The sequence below is a fragment of the Streptomyces beijiangensis genome, from assembly GCF_017315755.1.
GTDB classification, from domain to species: Bacteria; Actinomycetota; Actinomycetes; order Streptomycetales; family Streptomycetaceae; genus Streptomyces; species Streptomyces beijiangensis.
Genome location: NZ_JAFLRJ010000588.1, coordinates 1 through 4345 on the forward strand (window position 1 = coordinate 1; position 4345 = coordinate 4345).

The window sequence follows — 4345 nt, forward strand, 5'->3', positions numbered from 1 at the left end:
GGGGGAGCGGGTCGTGGGGGCCCGGGTGAAGGACGTCGAGGCCGGCGGGGAGTACGAGATCCGGGCCAAGCAGGTCGTGAACGCCACGGGGGTGTGGACGGACGACACCCAGGCGCTGATCGGCGAGCGCGGTCAGTTCCATGTGCGGGCGTCGAAGGGCATCCATCTGGTGGTGCCGAAGGACCGGATCCACTCGACGACCGGGCTGATCCTGCGGACGGAGAAGTCCGTCCTGTTCGTGATCCCGTGGGGACGCCACTGGATCGTGGGGACGACCGACACCGACTGGGACCTGGACAAGGATCACCCGGCGGCGTCGAGCGCGGACATCGACTACCTCCTGGAGCATGTGAACTCGGTGCTCGCGGTGCCGCTGACGCGGGACGACGTGCAGGGCGTGTACGCGGGGCTGCGGCCGCTGCTGGCCGGCGAGTCGGACGCGACGAGCAAGCTCTCGCGGGAGCACACGGTGGCGCACCCGGTGCCGGGCCTTGTGGTGGTGGCGGGCGGCAAGTACACGACGTACCGGGTGATGGCGAAGGACGCGGTCGACGAGGCCGTGCACGCGCTGGACCAGCGGGTCGCCGAGTGCGTGACGGAGAACGTGCCGCTGATCGGGGCCGAGGGGTACAACGCCCTGTGGAACGCACGGGCGCGGATCGCGGTGCGCACGGGGCTCCATGTGGCGCGCGTCGAGCACCTGTTGAACCGGTACGGATCGATGATCGAGGAGATCCTCGAACTGATCGCGGCGGACGCGTCGCTGGGGGAGCCGCTGGCGGCCGCCGACGACTATCTGCGGGCCGAGGTCGTCTATGCCGCCTCGCACGAAGGGGCCAGGCATCTCGACGATGTGCTCACCCGGCGGACCCGGATCTCGATCGAGACGTTCGACCGCGGGACGCGCAGTGCGCGCGAGGCGGCCGAGCTGATGGCGAAGGTGCTCGGCTGGGACAAGGAGCAGATCGAGAAGGAGGTCGAGCACTACGAGAAGCGGGTCGAGGCGGAGCGGGAGTCGCAGCGGCAGCCGGACGACCTGACGGCGGACGCGGCGCGGCTCGGGGCGCCGGACATCGTGCCACTGGGGTGAGGGTGCGCATTACGGACATAACTCGATATCCAGGACGGCCCGTTGGTGCCCCTGGGGGGACGGGGGCCAGGTCGGCTGCTGGTCAGCACCCAGGTATGCGGCCTTCGGCCGCTTGTCCTCAATCTCCCCCAAGCTCTCGGCTTCGCTCGAGCAGGGGGGACCCCTTGACGGGCTATTTATAGCCCGTCCGGCGATCGAGGACCGGGGTCTGGGGCGGAGCCCCAGGGCGGGCGCGGACCCGGGGCCGTCATCGGTCGCGAGGTGAGAGACAATGGACGCTCTGCCAGGGCGGGTTGATCGCAGAGGGGACGCATGTCGGAGGCGGAGCAGGCGAAGGACACCGAAGGACGTCTCCTGGCTGGGCGGTACCGGCTCGGGGACGTGCTCGGCAAAGGCGGCATGGGCACGGTCTGGCGGGCCGTGGACGAGACGCTGGGCCGCACCGTCGCCGTGAAGGAACTGCGGTTCCCCACGGCCATCGACGAGGACGAGAAGCGCCGTCTCATCACCAGGACGATGCGCGAGGCAAAGGCGATCGCCCGGATCCGCAACAGCGGGGCCGTGACGGTCTACGACGTGGTGGACGACGACGACCGGCCGTGGATCGTCATGGAGCTCGTCGAAGGCGGATCGCTCGCCGAGCGGGTGCGCGAGGACGGTGTGCTGACGCCCCGTCGTGCGGCCGAGGTCGGTCTCGCGATCCTGGACGTACTGCGGGCCGCGCACCGCGAGGGCATCCTGCACCGCGATGTGAAGCCGTCCAATGTGCTGATCGCGGAGGACGGCCGGGTCGTCCTGACCGACTTCGGGATCGCCCAGGTGGAGGGCGACCCGTCGGTCACCTCGACCGGGATGCTGGTGGGCGCCCCCTCGTACATCTCGCCCGAACGCGCCCGGGGGCACAAGCCGGGGCCGCCCGCAGACCTGTGGTCGCTGGGCGGGCTGTTGTACGCGAGCGTCGAGGGCGTGCCGCCGTACGACAAGGGGTCGGCGATCGCGACCCTGACCGCCGTGATGACCGAGCCGCTCGACCCGCCGAAGAACGCGGGTCCGCTGGAGGAGGTCATCTACGGTCTGCTCGCCAAGGACCCGGACCAGCGGCTCGACGACGCCGGTGCACGGTCGCTGCTGAGCGAGATCGTCAACGCGCCCGAAGCGGCGCAGAAGACCGCCGAGGTGCCGGCCGACGCGACGCGGGTCGTCCCGCTGCCGCCGGTGCCCGAGGAGAAGAAGAAGGCCGTCAAGACGGCCAAGCCTGCCAAGCCCGTCAAGGCCGCGAAGCCCGGCAAGTCGGCCAGGGAGACCGCCGACGCGGCTGCCGAGCGGGTGCGGAGTGCGCTCAAGTCCGTACGGAACGAGAAGGCTGCTCCGGCGCCCTCCGCTGCCGTGCCGCCCGCACGGCCCGCTCCGCCGCGCGCTTCGCTCACCGATGTGGTGCCGCGGCGCACGCTGGTGATCGCCGCGGTCGTCGTGGTGCTGGCGCTGCTCGGGACGGTACTGGCGATCTCGCTCCGCGGGGACGAAAAGGGCAAGGGCAACCAGGGCACGTCACCCACCGGCAAGGCATCGGCGAGCGGTGCGGCCGGCGGGGACGACAGCAAGGACCAGGGCAAGGGCACGGACAAGGGCAAGGGGCAGGGCAACCAGGGCGGTGGCCAGGGGAAGGGCGGCAACTCCGCATCGCCGTCGCCCGGTCAGTCGGCCTCCGGCGGGGCCTCGGGCGGGGACGCACTGCCCGCGGGGTACGCGACCAGGACCAACGGGCGCTTCCACTTCACCATGGCCATGCCCAAGGACTTCAAGCTCATCAGCGTTGCGGGGGTGAGCTCCGGCGGGATATTCAGCACGCGGAGCGGCGGCTTCCCGCGCGTCCAGATCGACTTCAACAAGAGCCCGACCGATGACGCGGCCGCTGCCTGGCGGGAGCAGGAGAGCGCGATAAAGGGCGGGTTCAGCGGGTACCGGCAGATCTACATCAAGCAGGTCAGCTACAACGGGTATCCGACCGTCGCGGACTGGCAGTTCGAGCGGCAACAGAGCGGCCAGCAGGTGCGCGTGCTGAACCGCGGCTTCAAGGTCGACGACAAGCACGGTTACGCCATCATGATCACCTGCAAGGCCGGCGAGTGGGACGGCGCCGCGTGCACGACGCTGCGTGATACAGCGTTCAAGACATTCAGCCCCAAGGACTGAGCAAGGACACGTATCGTGAGAGAGCGCGGACGGTACGCATCCGCAATAGGCCGGTAAACGAACGCAATTGACCACTTCGTGCCGCTGGGGGGAGGCGACGTGGACGACTACTCGGGACGAGTGCTGGCTGACCGCTATCGGCTGCCACTGCCGCCGTCCGACGCGTTCGAACTGGTCGAGACCCGCGGCTTCGACACCTACAGCGGGCAGGAAGTGCTGGTGCGCCAGCTGCCGCTGCCCGAGGTCGTCGAGGCGGAGATGCTCGACGGGGGCGGGGTGCCCTCCCCCCGGCACGGCGGTGGCCAGGGGCGTACCACCCTGCGGGCCGCAGATCCTGCCGTACGGCGCGCCATCGAGGCCGCCGAGGCCGCGGCCCGGATCCCCGACCATCCGCGCCTCGACCAGGTCTTCGACGTCTTCGCCGAAGGCGGCTCGCTGTGGATAGTGAGTGAACTGGTCGCCGCGAGGCCGCTGGCGTCGCTGCTGGCCGAGCGGCCGCTGAATCCGTACCGGGCCGCCGAGATCGCCTCCGATGTGCTGACCGCCTTACGGGTGCTGCATGTTCACGGCTGGACCCACCGCAACATCACCGCCCGTACGGTGCTGATCTGCGACGACGGGCGCGTGGTGCTCACCGGTCTCGCGTCGGGCGCGGCCGAGGAGGCGCTGTGCGGTTATGACCCCGTACCGCCGGCCGACGGCGAGGACGAGGACACCGCCGATGGCACGGACGAGGACGCGGGCAATGAGGAGGCCGCGGCTGAGGGTGTGGGCGCGCAGGTCGAGCTCTCACCGCCGGTCGAGCAGCAGCCCGGCGGGGATCCCCGCGCCGCGCGGGTGCCCGTGCCGCTGCGCGGGCCGCGGAGGAGACCGCGGCCATTCCGCCCGGCTACGGACCCGCCGCGGGCAGCCCGTACGGTCCCACCGGGAACCCCGACGCGACGCCCCCGCCCCCGCGCCGCGCCGAACTGGCCGGCACCTGGAGCGACGAGGCGCGCGGCGGTGGCAGTGGCGGCGGAACCGGAAGCTGGCACGGAGCCGCGCCACGCTCCGGTGTCGGCG

The 4345-nt window shown here is 71.0% G+C and carries 3 protein-coding genes; all 3 read left to right on the forward strand.

All coding sequences use genetic code 11. The annotated features are described in order from the left end of the window. Nucleotides 1–1090, forward strand: a 1090-nt coding sequence (locus J0695_RS37225; protein WP_206969184.1) for a glycerol-3-phosphate dehydrogenase/oxidase, incomplete at its 5' end; no start/stop codon positions are given. Nucleotides 1091–1402: 312 nt separating this feature from the next. Next, entirely contained in the window at nt 1403–3283 is a 1881-nt protein-coding gene (locus J0695_RS37230) for a serine/threonine-protein kinase (protein WP_206969185.1), read from the forward strand. Between the two features lie 99 nt (nt 3284–3382). After that, the coding region (locus tag J0695_RS44505) for a protein kinase (RefSeq protein WP_307798881.1) at nt 3383–4345 on the forward strand (963 nt) is incomplete at its 3' end.

Bases quoted from the DNA above. Each gene is read 5' to 3' on its own strand.
- J0695_RS37230 (WP_206969185.1), top strand. From the start codon at position 1,403: ATGTCGGAGGCGGAGCAGGCGAAGGACACCGAAGGACGTCTCCTGGCT.